At 65.5% G+C, this 15,392-nt stretch carries 17 protein-coding genes; 7 read left to right on the forward strand and 10 right to left on the reverse strand.

Translation table 11 applies throughout. The features are described from left to right. Nucleotides 1-7: 7 nt before the first annotated feature. The 3 genes from ADBZ9K_RS20150 to ADBZ9K_RS20160 all read right to left on the reverse strand — a co-directional run bounded on the left by ADBZ9K_RS20150 (nt 8) and on the right by ADBZ9K_RS20160 (nt 1,817). Nucleotides 8-292, reverse strand: a complete 285-nt coding sequence (locus ADBZ9K_RS20150) for an MmoB/DmpM family protein (RefSeq protein WP_526623561.1) — start codon at nt 290-292, stop codon at nt 8-10. Further along, nucleotides 293-1,303 carry a ferritin family protein gene (locus tag ADBZ9K_RS20155; RefSeq protein WP_526623563.1) on the reverse strand — a complete coding sequence of 337 codons (1,011 nt, stop codon included), beginning with the start codon at nt 1,301-1,303 and terminating at the stop codon, nt 293-295. It abuts the gene before it with no gap. Between the two features lie 67 nt (nt 1,304-1,370). After that, nucleotides 1,371-1,817 (reverse strand): hypothetical protein, encoded by a 447-nt coding sequence (locus ADBZ9K_RS20160; protein WP_526623565.1) that lies wholly within the window; start codon nt 1,815-1,817, stop codon nt 1,371-1,373. Nucleotides 1,818-2,031: 214 nt separating this feature from the next. Between ADBZ9K_RS20160 and ADBZ9K_RS20165 the strand changes: the two genes are divergently transcribed. The 6 genes from ADBZ9K_RS20165 to ADBZ9K_RS20190 are packed head-to-tail and all read left to right on the forward strand — an operon-like array spanning nt 2,032 to nt 6,955. Further along, nucleotides 2,032-3,543 (forward strand): aromatic/alkene/methane monooxygenase hydroxylase/oxygenase subunit alpha, encoded by a 1,512-nt coding sequence (locus ADBZ9K_RS20165; protein WP_526623567.1) that lies wholly within the window; start codon nt 2,032-2,034, stop codon nt 3,541-3,543. Nucleotides 3,544-3,561: 18 nt separating this feature from the next. After that, entirely contained in the window at nt 3,562-3,819 is a 258-nt protein-coding gene (locus tag ADBZ9K_RS20170; RefSeq protein ID WP_526623569.1) for a toluene-4-monooxygenase system B family protein, read from the forward strand. After that, complete coding sequence (locus ADBZ9K_RS20175) at nt 3,816-4,208, forward strand: Rieske 2Fe-2S domain-containing protein (RefSeq protein ID WP_526623571.1); 393 nt, start codon at nt 3,816-3,818, stop codon at nt 4,206-4,208. Before ADBZ9K_RS20170 ends, ADBZ9K_RS20175 begins: the two co-directional genes overlap by 4 nt. Then, nucleotides 4,208-4,516 (forward strand): MmoB/DmpM family protein, encoded by a 309-nt coding sequence (locus tag ADBZ9K_RS20180; protein ID WP_526623572.1) that lies wholly within the window; start codon nt 4,208-4,210, stop codon nt 4,514-4,516. The genes ADBZ9K_RS20175 and ADBZ9K_RS20180 overlap by 1 nt, the downstream gene beginning before the upstream one ends. Beyond that, nucleotides 4,513-5,559, forward strand: coding sequence for a ferritin family protein (locus ADBZ9K_RS20185; RefSeq protein WP_526623574.1), 1,047 nt, complete (start codon nt 4,513-4,515; stop codon nt 5,557-5,559). Before ADBZ9K_RS20180 ends, ADBZ9K_RS20185 begins: the two co-directional genes overlap by 4 nt. Before the next feature lie 34 nt (nt 5,560-5,593). Beyond that, the gene (locus tag ADBZ9K_RS20190) at nt 5,594-6,955 is read left to right on the forward strand and encodes a lipase family protein (protein ID WP_526623576.1); all 1,362 of its coding nucleotides are present in this window, start codon (nt 5,594-5,596) and stop codon (nt 6,953-6,955) included. A gap of 59 nt (nt 6,956-7,014) precedes the next feature. Here the strand turns inward: ADBZ9K_RS20190 and ADBZ9K_RS20195 are convergent, their stop codons facing one another. From ADBZ9K_RS20195 to ADBZ9K_RS20225, 7 genes are all read right to left on the reverse strand, one after another. Further along, the gene (locus tag ADBZ9K_RS20195; protein WP_526623578.1) at nt 7,015-7,854 is read right to left on the reverse strand and encodes a putative endonuclease domain-containing protein; all 840 of its coding nucleotides are present in this window, start codon (nt 7,852-7,854) and stop codon (nt 7,015-7,017) included. 178 nt (nt 7,855-8,032) lie between these two features. Beyond that, complete coding sequence (ltp2, locus tag ADBZ9K_RS20200; RefSeq protein WP_167097356.1) at nt 8,033-9,202, reverse strand: 17-hydroxy-3-oxo-4-pregnene-20-carboxyl-CoA lyase; 1,170 nt, start codon at nt 9,200-9,202, stop codon at nt 8,033-8,035. Further along, nucleotides 9,202-9,606 carry a MaoC family dehydratase gene (locus tag ADBZ9K_RS20205; protein WP_526623580.1) on the reverse strand — a complete coding sequence of 135 codons (405 nt, stop codon included), beginning with the start codon at nt 9,604-9,606 and terminating at the stop codon, nt 9,202-9,204. The genes ltp2 and ADBZ9K_RS20205 overlap by 1 nt, the downstream gene beginning before the upstream one ends. Beyond that, complete coding sequence (locus ADBZ9K_RS20210; RefSeq protein ID WP_526623582.1) at nt 9,603-10,565, reverse strand: OB-fold domain-containing protein; 963 nt, start codon at nt 10,563-10,565, stop codon at nt 9,603-9,605. The genes ADBZ9K_RS20205 and ADBZ9K_RS20210 overlap by 4 nt, the downstream gene beginning before the upstream one ends. A 60-nt stretch (nt 10,566-10,625) precedes the next feature. Then, nucleotides 10,626-11,789, reverse strand: a complete 1,164-nt coding sequence (gene fadE29, locus ADBZ9K_RS20215; protein ID WP_526623584.1) for an acyl-CoA dehydrogenase FadE29 — start codon at nt 11,787-11,789, stop codon at nt 10,626-10,628. Then, nucleotides 11,774-12,793: an acyl-CoA dehydrogenase family protein gene (locus ADBZ9K_RS20220; RefSeq protein ID WP_526623586.1), complete on the reverse strand. Its 1,020-nt coding sequence runs from the start codon at nt 12,791-12,793 to the stop codon at nt 11,774-11,776. Before ADBZ9K_RS20220 ends, fadE29 begins: the two co-directional genes overlap by 16 nt. A gap of 23 nt (nt 12,794-12,816) precedes the next feature. Then, nucleotides 12,817-14,067, reverse strand: a complete 1,251-nt coding sequence (locus ADBZ9K_RS20225) for a cytochrome P450 (RefSeq protein ID WP_526623588.1) — start codon at nt 14,065-14,067, stop codon at nt 12,817-12,819. Between the two features lie 121 nt (nt 14,068-14,188). On the opposite strand from ADBZ9K_RS20225, the gene ADBZ9K_RS20230 reads away from it, so the two are divergent. Continuing rightward, nucleotides 14,189-15,352, forward strand: coding sequence for a steroid 3-ketoacyl-CoA thiolase (locus tag ADBZ9K_RS20230; RefSeq protein ID WP_526623590.1), 1,164 nt, complete (start codon nt 14,189-14,191; stop codon nt 15,350-15,352). The last annotated feature ends 40 nt before the right edge of the window (nt 15,353-15,392 follow it).

The raw sequence follows: 15,392 nt of genomic DNA on the forward strand, positions 1-15,392 counted from the left end.
TGGAGGCCTAGTGGCCCCAGCTGATGACGATCTCGTCGTCGTCGTAGTCGCTGATGTTGCCGTAGTAAGAGACGATCGACAGCTGGAACTCGTGGGTCTCCCACTCACGGCCCAACTCGTCCTCGATGGTCTCGCGCTTGATCACCAGCCTGCCCGGCGAGAAGACCTTGATCAGCCCCGGCAGGTGCTGGACCCGCATGCCTGGGTTGTCCTTCTCGATGGCGGTCACCATCCGCCGGACGTCTTCGCCGGACTCCTGCAGATCGACGCCGACTTCGCGTGTGGTGGTCACTCAGGCCTCAATTCCGCTGGCGCGCAGCGTCTCGTTGACGGTGTCGGCCGTGCTGGCGACGAATTTCTCAGCACCCACATCGCCGATGCTGTCCATCTCCTGGGCCAGGTCGATCACGGCTGCGGTGGCCTGCGGCAGGTACTTCGCGACACTGGCCTGCAGGGCTTCGATGTTGGCGGTGCCGTGCTCGGGGTCATTGACCCACGCACTGATCAGCGAATCGAGCCATTTGCGCTGGTCGGTCCACCAGAGGCCGAGCTGCTGGATCAGCAGACTGTAGGCGCCGGCGCCGCCCAGCAGGGCCGCCTCGTCGAGGTGCGCGGTCAGCAGCGGGAACAGCAGCCGGTCACACAGGTCCAGGCCCACGTTCGACAGCGCCCAGTCCGGCTCGACCAGCAGTTCCTCGATCAGCCGGCGCAGGCCCTGCAGGCCTGCGTCATCCATCCATGCGGGCTTGGTGCTGGTCAGCACTGCGTCGGTGTTCTCCCCCAGCGCGATGCCGATCCGGCTGAGGATCTGCGCGTTGCCGATCCGGTCGAAGGAAGCGTAGGTGAAAACCTGCTCGATGGTGGTGCCGTAGGCGAACCGGCCGCCCTCGACATTGATCAGCTGTGCACCGGACTCGTAATAGCGCAGTGGCAGTACGGTTTTGGCCACCAGGTCCTGCCACGGTTGAGGCATCTTGGTCAGCAGGCCGCGATCGACGACGTAGCTCAGGTTGCGGCCGAACGCCTCGTGTAGCGCTGCCCGGTTGACTACGTAGGGCGTGTAGTAGAACTGCCGCGGGTCGGTGTAAGCGTCCGGGTCGGACAGCTTGAGCGCCGAGTAGTCGGCGTCGTAGATCTCGTGCTTGGGGTCCCACAGCGGCCGGTAGTGGAAGTGCTCGGTGGACTGGATGCCCACCGAACCCTCCTCGTAGCGAGTTGCCGGCCGGTCGCCGTAGCGCTTGACCAGGGGGGTGAACGTCTGGCGAACAGGCTCGATGACCTGCTGGCGAAGCTCGAACTGCACGGACAGCCTCCGGGTTTCCTAGTGGTGGCTCGGGTGGGTTAGCAAAAGAATGTCGATGCGACGGCGATCACAGTGCCAACGTTCCGGGTGCCGGAACGGCCACGTTGTCGGCGTCATCCGGGTCGCCCCCGATCAGCAGCAGGATCAGCTTCTCGACCTGCTCAGCGCCGGTGAGCTCGACATTGCCCAGGTGCCGGGAGCCGATTCCGTAGAGGTGACCGACCGCCACGTCGTGGCCGATGTTGGTGACGATCCGGGCTTGGCGCTGCCCGTAGGACATGGCGAAAGACAGCTGCCCGGCCTTCACCTCGTCAGTCAGGTCGATGCGTTCGCGGTCGTTGGCCGTCAGCACGACGTTGGCCTCGCATACCAATTGCTCAGCGAGCGAACGACATTCGACGTGCTCGTCGGCACCGATCGCGGCCGGCAGTCGCCGGCTGGCCTGGATATCGGGCAGCTCGACGTCGGCCGGAAGGTCCAGAACGTCGCTCACCCGCAGCATGAAGGGGGTCATTCGCTGAATTGTCGAGCGCTGTGACCGTCGTCTCTCCCCGCGGTTCCGCATTGCGGAACGCCAGATCCGCCACCGCCCCTCGGGCGCCTGTTCCTGCTTGCGGAACAAATTCGACATCTGCCGTGACGGCGTTGACATAGTTCCGAGCACGAACTGTGACCCAAACCACGACTGAGGGCGCCCTTGCCCTCAGACCACACAGGAAGGCGCCGCGATGCCGCAACTAGCCCGTTCGGACTGGTATGAGCTGACTCGAGACATGAACTGGAACTTCTCCTACGTCACCGACGAGCAGGTCTTCCCGCAGGAGATGTCGGATAGTTTCGGCGTGCCCAAGGAGTCCTGGTGGACCTGGGACGAGCCGTACAAGATCACCTATCCGGAGTACGTGCACATCCAGGCGGGCAAGGACACCAGCGTCTACGCCATCAACTCGGTGGTGAACCGGTCCAAGCTCTACGAGCAGCTCGACCCGGGCTGGAAATCGGCGATCCTGGCGCACTACGGCGCGATCGCGGTCGCCGAGTACACCGCCGGCATGGGTGAGGCCCGGATGGGGCGGTTCGGCCGGGCGGCCGCCTGGCGGAACATGGCCATGTACGGGACCCTCGACGAGACTCGGCACGGCCAGATCCAGACCTACTTCCCCTACACCTTGCTGGCCAAGGAACCCAAAGCCGACTGGGCGCACAAGGCGTACCACACCAACGAGTGGGGCGTGCTCGCCGCCCGATCGCTGTTCGACGACATGTTCGCCGGCAACGACGCGGTGTCGACGGCCATCCAGCTCACCTTCTGTTTCGAGACCGGGTTCACCAACCTGCAGTTCCTCGGCATGGCTGCCGACGCGATGGGGGTTGGCGACATCGAGTTCAGCTCACTGATCTCCTCGATCCAGACCGATGAGGCCCGGCACGCCCAGCAGGGCGAGCCGACGATGAAGATCCTCATCGAGAACGGCCAGAAGGACGTCGCACAGAAGCTGATCGACCACATGTTCTGGCGGTCGTGGAAGATCTTCTCGCTGCTGACCGGGCTGTCGATGGACTACTACACCCCGCTCGAGCACCGCAGGCACTCCTTCAAGGAGTTCATGGCCGAATGGATCAACAAGCAGTTCGTCGACCAGTTCACCGACTTCGGCCTGGAGCTGCCCTGGTACTGGAACGACCACTACCAGAAGGAGATCAACTGGCTGCACCACGCCTACCACCTGGGCGTGTGGTTCTGGCGTCCGACCGTGTGGTGGAACCCGGACGCCGGCGTGTCCCCGCAGGAGCGCGACTGGCTGGAGGAGAAGTACCCCGGCTGGAACGACTCGTTCGGAAAGTACTGGGACGTCATCACCGAGAACGCCCGCTCCGGCAACATCGCGATGACCTACCCGGAGACACTGCCGATGGTGTGCAACATCTGCCACGTGCCGGTCTGCACCCCGTCGGGATTCAACGCCGGATATCTGGACAGCCCGGCCCCGCTGATCCACGACCACAACGGCCGGCGCTACACCTTCTGCTCGGAGCCGTGCAAGTGGATCTTCACCGAGAGCCCGCACCGCTTCCAGGGACACCTCGGGATCGTCGACCGCTTCCTGGCCGGCATGATCCAGCCGCCGGACCTCAATGGGGCGCTGGCCTACATGGGCATCTCACCGGAGGAGGCCGGCGTCGACGCGACCGACTTCGCGTGGGCCCACCAGCCCGCTCCGCTGGTGATTGCTCGCTGAGAATCGAAGGGAAACAACATGGCATTGATGCCGGTACAGGGTCAGGTTCTGGGCGACTTCGTCATCAACCTGGTACCGATCGACAGTGACGACACCATGGATGTGGTGGCCGAGAAGATCGCCTACCACTCGGTGAATCGTCGAGTCGCCAAGCAGGACAGGCCGTTACGCGTTCGCCATCACGGGCATGTCCTGCCGGCCGACGCCACCCCGGAAAGCGCCGGGGTGGCACCGCTGGACTACCTGGAGGCGTTCTACTCCGACGGTGCCCAGTGACCGAGCCGGACGTGCGCTGGTACGACGTCGCCGACGCCGACGAAGTGTGGGAAGGCGAGGTCCTCGACTTCGACGTCGCGGGCGAGGAGGTGATGGTCGCCCACCTGCTCGGCGGTGACCTCCGAGCCTTCCAGGGCATGTGTCCGCACCAGGAGATCTCGCTGCTCGACGGCGAATGGAACGCCGACACAAGCGAATTGACCTGTGGCGGCCACGCCTGGGTGTTCGACCTGCGCACCGGCAAAGGCATCAACCCGGCGGGTTGTCAGCTGTACCAGTTCCCGGTGCGGGTGGCCGACGACAAGATCCAGATCGGCGTCCCTCAGGACGGCCAGCGCCACTACAACCGTGACAACGTCACGACAACCAGCGCCCGCGAGGAGGGCTAATGACAACGACCGATGAGCACGTCAAGCGGGTGGGTCCCATCATGCGTGGCGTCGACGGCGAGTTGTGCGATGCGGTGATCAACGCCATCGAAGACGACAACCCGGACTCCGACGTGGAGGTCGACGACCAGGTCGGCTACGTCAAGATCACCACACCCTGGCGCTGCCGGCTGACTCGAGCATCGCTGGAGCGTGAACTCGGCCGGTCCTTCCGGCTGGCCGACATCGAAACCAACCTGGCCGGGTTCGCCGGCCGAATCATCGTCGGCGACGACGAGATCGTCTGGCATCTGGATAGAGAGGCATGATCGTGGCCACCGACACTGGCAGGAATAGGCGCGCTCCCAAGACCTGGAGCATGCTCGGCGATGTCAAGCGCAAGCCCAGCCCGTACGAGGCGGTCACCGCCAAGTTCCACTACCACTTCCGCCGCGATCCGGCACCGTTCGAGATGGACCCCGACACCCCGATCAACCAGTGGTATCTGCGCAATCGGGAGGGATCGCCGCTGCAGCTCGACGACTGGGAGCAGTTCCGGGATCCGCACAAGCTCACCTACAAGGACTACGTCGCCACTCAACGCGACCGGGAGACCTTCGTCGACGGGCTCATCGACCAGGCTGAGGCGTCCCACGTCGCTCGCCAGCTCAGCCCGGGATGGGTCGGTACGCTGCGCGATGTTCTTGTGCCGTTGCGCTTCCCGCTGCATGTGTTGCAGATGGCGGCACTCTACGTCGGCCAGGTGGCCCCGTCGTCGTTCATCACCAACTGCGCCTACTTCCAGGCCTCCGACGAGCTGCGGCGCATCCAGCGCCTGGCCTACTGGACCAAGGTGCTGGCGATCACCCACGGCGACGATCTCGCCGAGACCGCCACCGCCCGCGGTCCGTGGGAGGCGGCGCCACAGTGGCAACCGCTGCGAAAGGCTTTGGAGGAGTTGCTCATCGCCTACGACTGGGGTGAGTCCTTCACCGCGCTGAATCTCACCGTGAAGCCGATGATCGATGCGCTGGTCAACGAGCAGCTCGCCGCCTTGGCGGCGGCAAACGGTGATCCGTTCCTGTCGGCCCTGCTCACCGAGTTCGACCTCGACAGCAGACGCAGCCAGGACTGGTCACAGGCGCTGGTGACCTATGCGATCGACCGCGACCCGAACCTGCGCGACGTCTTCGACGGCTGGCTGGGGCGCTGGCAGCCCGCCGCAAAGGCTGGGATCGACGCCCTGGCACCGCTGTTCGGTGGTGCACCCAACCCGCTTGCGCCGGAAGCGGTGTCGGACAACGTGGCGAGGCGCTATGCGAACTTCGTCGAAGAGTGCGGGTTGACCGTCCACACCCAGACGCCGGCCTAGGCCTGGCCGATCGGCTGTTTGGCAGAAAGTGAGTATGTCTGTGACCCGAACGCTCAACGATGCGCGCCGTGCCCGGTGGGCGGTGCTGCGGCTCCTGACGGTGGCACTGGCCGCCGTCCTGGTGCTGCCCGCCGTCCTGCCGGCGCCGCCGGCGTCCGCGGACGAGACCAAGTACCTCGAGTTCTATACCCCACCGGATCCGCTGCCCGCCGGCAAGCCCGGCGACCTGATCCGCACGGAGCCGATGCACCTGGTCTACGAGCCGTCGGGACAGCTGGGCAGCTGGGTGGCGACCGGGACGCGGATCATGTACCGCACCACCAACGCCAAAGGCCAACCGGTAGCGGCCACCGGGGTGTATCTGGAGCCGGATAACCCGTGGCCGGGTAAGGGGCCGCGCCCGTTGATCGCCTACGCGCCCGGCCCGTACGGCATCGGCGAGCAGTGCGCGCCGTCGCGGTTGATGGATCAGGGCATCCACTTCTCCCAGGGGTTCGACCTGACCTTTAACTACGAGGAGACGTTCCTGGCCACGATGGTTGCCCGTGGGTACGCCGTCGTCGTCGCCGACGGCGTCGGCATGGGAGTGCACATCCCGGGCGGGCCGGAGTTCGCCAACCGGCTCTCGGCCGGCACCGGACTGCTCGACGCCGCGCGGGCGGCCATGCAGCTGCCCGGAACCTCGCTGGATCCCCATGGGCCGGTGGCGTTCTGGGGCTGGCTGACCGGTGGGCAAGCCGCCGGGTCGGCGGTGGAGCAGGCAGCCACCTACGCACCCGAGCTCAACATCGTTGGCGCCGCATTGAACACGCCGGTGGCCAACCTGTCGCTGATGCCGCCGTTCCTGGACGGCAATCTGCTGGTCGGCGCCCTCGGCTATGTACTCAACGGCATCGTCAACGCCTATCCGGAGACCGCCCAGCTGCTGATGGGCACGCTGACCGATCGGGGTATGCACTTCGTGCAATGGTCCAGCTACATCTGCCTGGTGCAATCGGTGGCCGACTTCGGGTTCCGGCATTTCTACTTCCCGGACAACACCGGCTGGTTCAACGTGAACCCCGCCGATCTGTTCGGCAACGACCCGGTCAAGAGCCTGCTCTTGGCACAGAACCTCGGGTCGCTGAAACCAACTGGGCCGGTGTATATCTCGACGAACAGGTTCGACACGTTCAACCCCTATCAAGCGTCGGTGGACGTGGCCAACCAATGGTGTTCCCTTGGCGGTGACGTGCAGCTGTGGACCAACGAGGAGCCACCGTTCCTCAACAAGGTCTCGGTGAACACGCTGCTGCCGTACTTCGTCGACGGGGAGCGCTCCATGCAGTGGTTGTCCGATCGGTTCAACGGACTGCCGACCACACCCAACTGCGGCCACGTGGACTCCAACGTCTAACCGGCCCCGCGACGAACGTAACGCCATGGCGGGCAATGCCCCGAAATTCCGCCATGGCGTTACTTTCGGCGATCCAACGCCAGCTGAATCCGGCGGACAATACCCGCGCGCGTGTCCTCGGCGGTGACGCGCACGACGATCCAGCCCAGTTCGATGAGCGCATCGTGGCGGTGGATGTCCTTGTTGAACTGCCGGCGGTCGGTGCGGTGGTGGTCACCCTCGTACTCGAACGCGATCTTGAGATCTTGGTAGCCCATGTCGACCTCGGCGATCAGCACGCCATACTCGTTGTAGACCGGGAGCTGGGTCCGCGGTCGGGGAAACCCGGCGCGGACGATCAGCAACCGCAACCAGGTTTCGCGCGGGGACTCCGCACCGCCATCGACGAGTTCGAGGGCGGCACGGGCGCGCCTGATCCCACGCCTGCCCCGGTACCGCTCAGCCAGCAGATCGACGTCGGGAATCTTCAGCCGCGTTGCCCGGGCCAGCGCGTCCACCGCCGGTATCGCGGTGTCCGCGGGATACCAGCACAACAGGTCCAGTGCGGTACGCGCAGCAGTGGTGACGGCCATGCCCGCCTTTTCACAGATCTCATCCTCCTGGAGCCGGCCGGCGCGGGCGATCACACCGGGCGTCGGCCGGCGATTCACGTCATTGATCTCCGCGGCTCGTCGGTCGCTGATCCATTTCGCGCCGTGCAGCGCGGCGGCGGAGAACCCGACGAGCACGCCCCGCCTGCGTGACCGCAGCCAGCAGGCCTTCGCACGCACCACCGGCGTCAGCGTCACGTCGGCCGGCAGGTAGACGTCCTGATGCACGACGCGGTACCTGGTTCGCAGCTGATGACGGGTCAGCAGTCCCACCGCAACCGCTTCACTGCCGATGATCGGCTCCTCCATGGCGGCAGTGTGCCGCCACGGACCGACAGAAATGGGACCGCGTTCCGGCGATCACGGCACCAGATTCACTGCAGGCTCACGTGACTGGTTCCGCTCAACGGCTGACGGCCTCACGACAGTAACGCCACGGCGGGAAATCGAGTGATTTCCCGCCGTGGCGTTACGTTCGTTGAGAGACCTAACCCAGGATCAGGCCCGACGTCGGGACTCCGGTGCCGGCGGTGACGAGCACGTGCTCGACGTCCGGCACCTGATTCACCGAGGTACCCCGCAGCTGCCGCACCCCCTCGGCGATGCCGTTCATCCCATGGATGTAGGCCTCACCGAGCTGACCGCCGTGGGTGTTGATCGGCAACCGCCCGCCGATCTCGATCGCACCGTCGGCGATGAAGTCCTTGGCCTCGCCCCAGCCGCAGAATCCCAACTCCTCCAACTGGATCAGGGTGAACGGTGTGAAGTGGTCATAGAGGATCGCGGTCTGGATATCGGTCGGCTTGAGCCCCGACTGCGACCACAGCTGCTTGCCGACCAGACCCATCTCCGGCAACCCGTCCAGCTCCGGGCGGTAGTAGCTCACCATCGAGTACTGGTTCGGGCTGGAACCCTGCGCCGCAGCCTCGATGACGGCCGGCCGGTGCTTGAGATCCTTGGCCCGCTCTGCTGAAACAACCACGATCGCTACCCCGCCGTCGGTTTCCTGACAGCAGTCCAGCAGTCGCAGTGGCTCGGCGATCCACCGCGAATTCTGGTGATCCTCAATGGTGATCGGCTTGCCGTAGAAGTAGGCCTTCGGGTTGTTGGCCGCGTGCTTGCGGTCGGCCACCGAGATGGCACCGAAGTCACGGCTGGTCGCACCCGACAAGTGCATGTACCGCTTGGCGATCATCGCCACCTGCGCCGCCGGCGTCGAGAGCCCGTGCGGGTAGGAGAACGAGTTGTCCACGCTGGTCGAGTCGGCACCCTGGATCAGCCGCAGCTGCACCTGGCCGAACCGCATACCGGAGCGCTCGTTGAAAGCACGGTATGCCACAACACAATCCGCAACGCCGGTGGCCACTGCGATAGCCGCCTGCTGGACGGTCGCACACGCCGCACCGCCCCCGTGGTGGATCTTGGAGAAGAACTTCAGATCACCGATGCCGGTGGCGCGTGCCACGGCCACCTCGGTGTTGGTATCCATGGTGAACGTCACCATGCCGTCGACATCGGCGGGGGTCAGACCCGCATCGTCGAGTGCGGCCGTCACCGCCTCGGCGGCCAGCCGCAGCTCGCTGCGTCCGGAGTCCTTCGAGAAGTCCGTCGCGCCGATCCCGGCGATCGCCGCCTTCCCCGACAGCTCACCGGGCATCAGGCGTCTCCTCCGATCGTCAGCGTCGACGTCGCGATCACATGGTCGCCGAGGCTGTTGCTGCCCACCACTTTCACGGTGATCAAGCCGTCCTCCACCGCGGTCACCTCACCTTTGAACGTCACCGTGTCGTAGGCGTACCACGGCACACCGAGCCGCAGCGCGATCGACTTGAGAACGGCGTTGGGTCCTGCCCAGTCGGTCACATAGCGCTGCACCAGACCGGTGTCGGTCAGGATGTTGACGAAGATGTCCTTGGATCCCTTGGCCTGCGCCTTGTCCCGGTCGTGGTGCACGTCCTGGTAGTCGCGGGTGGCGATGGCCGTCGAGACGATGAACGTCGGGTCGCCGTAGAGCGCCAGTTCGGGCAGCTTGGTGCCCACCTCGACAGTTGGTGCACTCATGCTTGCGGCTCCCACGCATACAGGGTCCAGGCCGGACCGTCGTCACCGTCGGGAAAGTCGATATAGGTTGCCCGAACCGGCATTCCGATCTCCACCTTGGCGGGGTCGACGTTACGGAGCTCACCGAGCATCCGGACGCCTTCCTCGAGTTCGACGAGCGCGATCACGAACGGCAATGTGCGACCGGGCACCTTGGGCGCGTGGTGCACGACGAAGCTGAAGACCGTTCCGTTGCCGCTGGCCACCACATAGTCGGTCGTCAATTCCTTTGCCTGCCACAGGGCTGGCACCGGCGGATGCTGCAGGGTCCCGTCCGGGCGCTTCTGCAGGCGCAGCTCGTGGGCGTTGACGCCGTCCCAGAAAAACTGGGTGTCCTTCGACGGCGCGGGCCGCATCATGAACGCTGGGTCCAAATCGTCTGGAACGGAAGAGACAGCCTCAGCCTTCTCGGCAGGCTTGAACTTCATGATGCGCCACATCATTTCGGCGACATCTTCGTCGCCAACCGACCAGGTGATCTTCTGGGTGATGAAGAACCCCTCGCCCAGAGCCGTGCGTTTGGGACCGATGACCTCGGTGAGTTCGGCGCTGACGCTAACCTCTTCGCCCGGACGCAGATACCGGTGGTAGGTCTGTTCGCAGTTGGTGGCCACCACACCGATGTAGCCGGCCTCGTCGAACAAGCCGATGATCTTGCCGAGCGGATCGTCGTCGGGGCGCACGCCGCCGAGCCCCATCATGGTCCACACCTGGATCATGGCGGGCGGTGCGACGATGCCGGGATGTCCGGCCGCCTTCGCGGCCGCCTCGTCGACGTAGATCGGGTTCTGGTCGCCGATCGCGTCCAGCCAATGGTCAATCATCGGCTGGTTGACCTCGTGCCGGCCGGTGCGCGGCTTGCTCTTGCCCTCGGCCTTCACCTTCTCCGCGGCCGAGCGAATGTCCTCGATGGCACTCATGGTTGTCCGTTCTTCGCGCAAGCGCTCATCCGTCTCTTCTGTTCTTCGCGCAAGCGCTCATCACCGCGGAACCCTCGGCACCTTCAGACCCGACGCGGCGACCTGTTCGCGCATCACCTCATTGACGCCGCCACCGAAGGTGATGACGAGATTGCGCTTGGTCTGCGAGTCCAGCCACTCCAGCAGTTCGGCGGTCTCGGGCTCGCCCGGGTTGCCGTACTTGCCGACGATCTCCTCGGCCAGTCGGCCGATCCGCTGGATCCGCTCGGTCGAAAAGACCTTGGTAGCAGCGGCATCCGCGATGTCGATGGTCTCGCCGGAGGCCGCGACCTGCCAGTTCAGCAGCTCGTTGACCCGCCAGATCGCCTTGATCTCGCCCAGCAACCGGCGCACATCGTCGTGGTCCAACGGCGTCACGCCGTTGCCGCCCGGCTTCGACGCCCACTCGTGCACCCGGTCGTAGATGCCGGCGATCCGGCCAGCTGGTCCGAGCATCACCCGTTCGTGGTTGAGCTGGGTGGTGATCAGTCGCCAGCCAGCATTCTCCTCGCCGACCACCATGTCGACCGGAACGCGAACGTCGTTGTAGTAGGTCGCGTTCGTGTGGTGCGCGCCGTCGGACAGGATGATCGGCGTCCATGAGTAGCCCGGGTCGGTCGAGTCGACGATGAGGATCGAGATCCCCTTGTGCTTCACCGCATCCGGGTCGGTCCGGCAGGCCAGCCAGACGTAGTCGGCGTCGTGGCCGCCGGTGGTCCAGATCTTCTGCCCGTTGACGATGTACTCATCGCCGTGGCGCACCGCGGAGGTCCGCAGCGACGCCAGGTCGGTACCGGCCTCCGGTTCGGAGTAGCCGATCGCGAAATGCACCTCACCAGCCAGGATCGCGGGAAGGAACTTCTTCTTCTGCGCCTCGGTGCCGTACACCTGCAGAGTCGGGCCGACGGTCTGCAGGGTGACCGCGGGCAGTGGCACGTCAGCGCGGGCGGCCTCGTTGACGAAGATCGACTGCTCGACCGGTCCGAATCCGTGGCCGCCGAACTCCTTGGGCCAGCCCACCCCGAGCTTGCCGTCGGAGCCCATCCGCTTGATGATCGCGCGGTAGGCCTTGCCATGCCGGTCGACCTCCATCTCCGCCCGCTCCTCGGGCGAGATGAGATTCGAGAAATACTGCCGCATTTCGGCTTGCAGCTGCCGCTGCTCGGGGGTCAGTTCGATGAACATTGCGCTCCCACCAGGTCGAGTCGATACGACGGTCCACCCAGCAGGCGGGTGAGGTCCTTGATCGTGGAGTAGTAGCGGTGCATCGGGTAGGTGATGTCCATCCCCATACCGCCGTGGAGGTGATGACAGGTCTGCATCACCGGTGGCGCCTGCGACGACAGCCAGTAGCCCAGCACGTCGAGATCATCGTCGGCGTCCCGGCCTTCGGAAAGCCGCCAGATCACCGAGTTCGACGCCAAAGCAAGTGTGCGCGAGGCGATGTAGACCTCGGCCAGCTGGGCAGCCACCGTCTGGAACGTCGACAGCGGGCGGCCGAACTGCTGGCGGTTGGCCACATAGTTGGCCGTGAGCTTCAGCGCCCCGGCCACCACGCCCGCCGCGAACGCGCCGATCGCGGCCAGTGCCAACTGGTTGACCCGGTGCGGGGTGGCACCGTCCAGCACGGCGTCGGGGTCAACGGCCACGTCGGTGAAGGTGACCGCGTATTCCTCGCCGCCAGTCGAGGCGGGGGTCTTGGTCAGCCGGACACCGTCGGCGCTCGGCGAGACCACCACAACACCGCTGTCGGTGGTGACGACCAGCCAGGCGGCCTGCTCGGCGTAGGGAACCGCGACCTTGGTGCCGCTGAGCTTGCCGTTCGCCAGCTTGGTCGCCGGCCGGTCCGGCAGCGAGGCGCCGGGCTCGTTGAGCGCCGCAGACAGGATCGCGCCCTTGGCAACACCGCTGAGGAAGCGATCCTGCTGCGCCTCAGACGCCAGGTCGAGCAGCGGAAGCAAGCCCAGGCCCAGGGTCGCCAGCGCCGGGGAGATGGTGCCGTGCCGGCCGATCTCGGTCAGCGCCGTCGTAATCTCCGGCAACCCGACCCCGTCACCTCCGAGCCGCTCCGGCACGCCGAGGGCTGCCACACCCCCGGAAACCAATGCCTCCCAGCTGTTGTCGCGATCCAGCACGGACGTCACCACATCGGCGACAGCCTGCTGCTCCGGGTCGGGAGTGAAATCCACCCGAGTCCTCCTTGTGTTGTTGTCTAGAGTGCTGCGGGCGTCTTTCCGGTGTAGTCGACCTGCCAGTGCTTGATGCCGTTGAGCCACCCCGAACGTAGCCGTTCCGGGTTCCCGATCGGGGTGAGATCGGGCATGTGGTCAGCAATCGCGTTGAACATCAGGTTGATCGTCATCTTGGCCAGGTTGGCGCCGACGCAATAGTGCACCCCGGTCCCACCGAACCCGACGTGAGGGTTGGGGTTGCGCAGGATGTTGAAGCTGTGCGGATCCTCGAACACCTCTTCGTCGAAGTTGGCCGACCGGTAGAACATCGCCACCCGCTGGCCCTTCTTGATGGTCACGCCACCCAGCTCGACGTCCTCGGTGGCGGTGCGCTGGAACGCGGTGACCGGAGTCGCCCAGCGGACGATCTCGTCGGCGGCGGTCTCGGGCCGGTCCTTCTTGTAGAGCTCCCACTGATCGGGATTGTTGGCGAAGGCAACCATCCCGTGGGTGATCGAGTTGCGGGTGGTCTCGTTACCGGCGACCGCCAGCATCATCACGAAGAATCCGAACTCGTCCTCGGAGAGCTTCTCGCCGTCGATGTCGGCGTTGACCAGTGCGGTCACGATGTCCTCGCCGGGGTTCTCGGTTTTGACCCCCGCCATGTGCATCGCGTAGGCCAACACTTCCATCGACGACTGCTTGGGGTCGACGTGCGCGAACTCGGGATCCTCGCCACCGGTCATTTCGTTGGACCAACGGAACAGCTTCTCGCGGTCTTCCTGCGGGACACCCAGCAAACCGGCGATCGCCTGCAGCGGAAGCTCGCAGGAGACCTGCTCGACGAAGTCGCCGGTGCCCTCCGCGGAAGCGGCCTTGGCGATGGCCTGGGCGCGCTCGTTGAGCTCGTCCTGCAACCGGCCGATCGCGCGCGGGGTGAAGCCCTTGGAGATGATCCGGCGGAGCCGGTCGTGGTGCTCACCGTCCATGTTGAGCATGACGAAGCGCTGCAGGTCGATGTCCTCGCGCGACATGTCGTCCGCGAACTGCGGGATGGCGCCGTTCTCCCAGCTCGAGAAAACGTCGTTGCGGCGCGAGACCTCTTTGACGTCCTTGTGCTTGGTGACGACCCAGTAACCGCCGTCGTTGAACCCGCCCTTTCCGATAGGCTGCTCGCACCACCAAATCGGCGCGACTTTGCGCAGCTCGGCCAGTTCTTCGACCGGCAGCTTTTGCAGATTCCGGTCCGGATCCAGGAAATCGAAGCCGTGCGGCAGGTTGGGGGTTGGCATGATCGCGCGCTCCTCAAATATGACGTGTTCTAGTGCCAGTAAAACATGGCTTCACCGCAGACAAAAGGCACTGTGGCATCCTCGCTTGTCAGAGTAATGAAACGTGTTCTAGCCTGACCGCATGGGTAATCCTGTCATCGTCGAAGCCACCCGCAGCCCGATCGGTAAGCGGGGCGGCTGGCTGTCCGGTCTTCATGCCACCGAGTTGTTGGGTGCGGTCCAGCGGGCCGTGGTCGAGAAGGCCGGCATCGACCCAGCCGAGGTCGAGCAGGTCATCGGCGGGTGTGTCACCCAGTACGGCGAGCAGTCCAACAACATCACCCGGGTGGCGTGGCTGACCGCGGGGTTGCCCGAGCAGGTCGGTGCCACCACCGTCGACTGCCAGTGCGGCAGCGCCCAGCAGGCCAACCACCTGATCGCCGGTCTGATCGCCACCGGCGCGATCGACGTCGGCATTGCCTGCGGCATCGAAGCTATGAGCCGGGTCGGCTTGGGCGCCAACGCCGGACCGGACCGCTCGCTGATCCGCGCCGCATCGTGGGACATCGACATGCCCGACCAGTTCACCGCCGCCGAGCGCATCGCCAAGCGGCGCGGTATCACCCGTGCCGACCTCGATGGACTGGGGCTGCTGTCCCAGCAACGCGCCAAGCGGGCGTGGGACCAGCACCGCTTCGACCGGGAGATCTCCCCGATCGAGGCCCCGGTGATCGACGAGAACAAGCGCCCCACCGAGGAACGCCACCTGGTCAGCCGGGACCAGGGGCTGCGCGAGACGACCCTGGAGGGGCTGGCCGGGCTCAAGCCGGTGATGGAAGGCGCAAGCCACACCGCGGGCACCTCCTCGCAGATCTCCGATGGCGCCGCGGCGGTGCTGTGGATGGACGAAGACAAGGCCAGGGCCCTGGGGCTGCGGCCGCGTGCCCGCATCATCAGCCAGGCCCTCGTCGGCGCAGAGACCTACTACCACCTCGACGGGCCGGTGCAGTCCACCGCCCGCGTGCTGGAGAAGGCCGGCATGAAGCTGGGCGACATCGACCTGGTGGAGATCAACGAGGCGTTCGCATCGGTGGTCCTGTCCTGGGCCCAGGTCCACGACGCCGATATGGAGAAGGTCAACGTCAACGGCGGCGCCATCGCGCTGGGCCACCCCGTCGGCAGCACCGGCAGCCGGTTGATCACCACCGCGCTGCACGAGTTGGAGCGCACCGACCAGAGCACCGCGCTGATCACCATGTGTGCCGGCGGCGCGCTGTCGAGCGGCACCATCATCGAGCGGATCTAGTGACCGGCGGGCAGGAGCGCAGCGACTTGGGGAAAACCGA

Origin of the sequence: Mycobacterium sp. (assembly GCF_965229265.1) — a bacterium.
Classification (GTDB): domain Bacteria; phylum Actinomycetota; class Actinomycetes; order Mycobacteriales; family Mycobacteriaceae; genus Mycobacterium.

Coding starts and splice junctions, on each gene's coding strand:
- ADBZ9K_RS20160 (WP_526623565.1), bottom strand. CDS start 1,817: ATGACCCCCTTCATGCTGCGGGTGAGCGACGTTCTGGACCTTCCGGCC.
- ADBZ9K_RS20165 (WP_526623567.1), top strand. CDS start 2,032: ATGCCGCAACTAGCCCGTTCGGACTGGTATGAGCTGACTCGAGACATG.
- ADBZ9K_RS20170 (WP_526623569.1), top strand. CDS start 3,562: ATGGCATTGATGCCGGTACAGGGTCAGGTTCTGGGCGACTTCGTCATC.
- ADBZ9K_RS20180 (WP_526623572.1), top strand. CDS start 4,208: ATGACAACGACCGATGAGCACGTCAAGCGGGTGGGTCCCATCATGCGT.
- ADBZ9K_RS20185 (WP_526623574.1), top strand. CDS start 4,513: ATGATCGTGGCCACCGACACTGGCAGGAATAGGCGCGCTCCCAAGACC.
- ADBZ9K_RS20190 (WP_526623576.1), top strand. CDS start 5,594: ATGTCTGTGACCCGAACGCTCAACGATGCGCGCCGTGCCCGGTGGGCG.
- ADBZ9K_RS20195 (WP_526623578.1), bottom strand. CDS start 7,854: ATGGAGGAGCCGATCATCGGCAGTGAAGCGGTTGCGGTGGGACTGCTG.
- ltp2 (WP_167097356.1), bottom strand. CDS start 9,202: ATGCCCGGTGAGCTGTCGGGGAAGGCGGCGATCGCCGGGATCGGCGCG.
- ADBZ9K_RS20205 (WP_526623580.1), bottom strand. CDS start 9,606: ATGAGTGCACCAACTGTCGAGGTGGGCACCAAGCTGCCCGAACTGGCG.
- ADBZ9K_RS20210 (WP_526623582.1), bottom strand. CDS start 10,565: ATGAGTGCCATCGAGGACATTCGCTCGGCCGCGGAGAAGGTGAAGGCC.
- fadE29 (WP_526623584.1), bottom strand. CDS start 11,789: ATGTTCATCGAACTGACCCCCGAGCAGCGGCAGCTGCAAGCCGAAATG.
- ADBZ9K_RS20225 (WP_526623588.1), bottom strand. CDS start 14,067: ATGCCAACCCCCAACCTGCCGCACGGCTTCGATTTCCTGGATCCGGAC.
- ADBZ9K_RS20230 (WP_526623590.1), top strand. CDS start 14,189: ATGGGTAATCCTGTCATCGTCGAAGCCACCCGCAGCCCGATCGGTAAG.